We start from the raw sequence: 2,152 nt of genomic DNA on the forward strand, positions 1-2,152 counted from the left end.
CCTTACTATTAACGGATATACCCAGGATTCAATTGGGAGTGCAGATTCCTACAATTGTGAAATTATTACACTAGAAGAACCGATAGAATCTCCTAATCTTTATGTAATTGGTGCAAAAAAAGCAAAGGGGCAGTATCTCTTATTTTTAGATGAAAATTACATGGTTCCCCCCTCCTTACTTATACAATTTCTTCAACCATTACTAAATGGATGTGCTGACGTCGTATTAAATAATTTAGATGATTTTTTTTATCAAAAACAACAGCCCAATTTAGCAATGATTTGGCAGCAAGTTACAAATCACTTTTTTTATCGCCCAGATTTAAATATTAACTCCTTATTATTTCCTCCCTATGCAATGACAAAAGAAGTACTTGAGGTAATTAATCCAGATAATTTATCAAATCCCATATTGGCACAAATGAAAATTATTGAACATAAATTTCGGATTTGCGATCAATTAAACATTCCTATCCCTCAAGTTCTCCCTTTTCCTTCAACTCAACTCATTCATTATCATCTTGAAGCCATTGCAAATTGGATAAGTAAAATGCAAGATCCAAGAGGAAACTATACCGATAATAATCGAAAGCGAGATATTATTTTAGGGCTTCAAAACGGAGAACAAAAATCCATTCCAAAAATAATTACAGGTAAAGAGTTTTATTCAAATACTTATGGAGATCAACAATTATCAGTTATCATCCCTGTTCAAAATGAAGAAAAAACGATAGAATCTGTCATTTTTGAGGTACAAAAATTAAAACCCTTTGAAATTATTGTTATTGTTAATGGATCAACAGATAAAACAGAGGAATTGGCGAAGGGTTGCGGTGCAACAGTTATAAGCTACGAAGAAGCACTCGGCATTGATACCGGACGTGCCGTTGGTGCATATTTTGCAAAAGGTGATATATTATTATTTATTGATGGTGATTTCTTAATTCCTAGTTCTGATTTATTACCATTTGTACAATCTGTTCAAAATGGAACCGATTTAGCTTTAAATAAATTAGAGCACTACTACATGTATCGTGTTCCTTATACTATCGTAACTGCATGTAAGCATGTTGTTAATTTAGCATGTAATCGAAAAGATTTAGGTATGGGCTCCACAACTGCTGTCCCTCATGCTTTTAGTCGAAAATGCATTGATACAATTGGGTTTGCTTCTCTTCTTTCACCAACCTTAAGTCAAGTTAAAACAATTTTAGCAGGATTGCATGTACAAAATGTTCATTCTATCGACGTTGACAAGATAAATCGAGTTCGACCAGAAAAACACTTCTCGCAGGAAGGCTACCTTTCATTAGCAACGCAACAAATCATTGGTGATCATATAGAAGCAATTTCTTACCTCATCGAACAAAAAAGAAACACTGAATGCTTTTAATTGTATATTCTTACCACCAAATAATATATGAATTTATTTTAAATATATAGCAAAATAAAAAAGATGGTTGTAACCATCTTTTTTATTTTTACATTAGATCAAAAGAGAAGTAGCAGGCAGGCTTTTCATTTCTGTATCTTTCTTAAGAAGTTTGAAAATAGAGGCTTGTTAATGAAGAGTCAACACTTAAATCATCTTTTAGTGCAATTGAGAAACATGCAACTAATGGTAAAGTAATAACAATTGATCCACTAGGACTAATTACAATAGTAGGACTTGTCCCACATGTGCCTCCACAATCGACTACTGCATCAATTCCACTACCAGGGGTAATTGTAATTTTAAGACACACATCTAAACAAACATTATTCGTAGTACATGCCATAACTCTCCCTCCTTTCTTTTAACAATATATGCAGTTAATCAAATTCGGACACGACTCTCTTACTAAGTCTTGTAAATTAGATGCTATTTTACTATTCGTTTTATAGGCAATTAACGTTTGATTAAACTATCTAAATTAACTAAGAAACTCAAATCATCTTTCACTGCAATAGAAATACATGCGATAAATGGTATTACATTAAAATTAGACAAACTTTCATCATTGCACCTTACGAATATTTCTGCGCCACCATTTGGATTGACTTTAGTTTCTAAAGAAATATTAAAACAACTTTTATTGATGCAAGACAAGATATTCCCTTCTTTCTTATATCTAATATCTATTTATCCAAAAATAAAAATACAACTTTATTT

At 32.0% G+C, this 2,152-nt stretch carries 3 protein-coding genes; 1 reads left to right on the top strand and 2 read right to left on the bottom strand.

Features of this window, described 5'->3' with window-relative positions; translation table 11 throughout:
- A partial coding sequence (locus GBN78_RS29525; protein WP_152128024.1) for a glycosyltransferase occupies window positions 1-1,393 on the top strand: 1,393 nt, incomplete at its 5' end.
- A gap of 142 nt (window positions 1,394-1,535) precedes the next feature.
- On the opposite strand, the gene GBN78_RS29530 is transcribed toward GBN78_RS29525, so the two are convergent.
- Together GBN78_RS29530 and GBN78_RS31080 are read right to left on the bottom strand one after the other, a co-directional pair.
- On the bottom strand, window positions 1,536-1,778 hold the full coding sequence (locus GBN78_RS29530) for a hypothetical protein (RefSeq protein WP_000752474.1): 243 nt from the start codon (window positions 1,776-1,778) through the stop codon (window positions 1,536-1,538).
- A 110-nt stretch (window positions 1,779-1,888) separates the two neighbouring features.
- On the bottom strand, window positions 1,889-2,089 hold the full coding sequence (locus tag GBN78_RS31080; RefSeq protein ID WP_002098269.1) for a hypothetical protein: 201 nt from the start codon (window positions 2,087-2,089) through the stop codon (window positions 1,889-1,891).
- Window positions 2,090-2,152 lie beyond the last annotated feature (63 nt).

The organism is Bacillus sp. B2-WWTP-C-10-Post-4, from assembly GCF_009183805.1.
Lineage (GTDB): Bacteria > Bacillota > Bacilli > Bacillales > Bacillaceae_G > Bacillus_A > Bacillus_A cereus.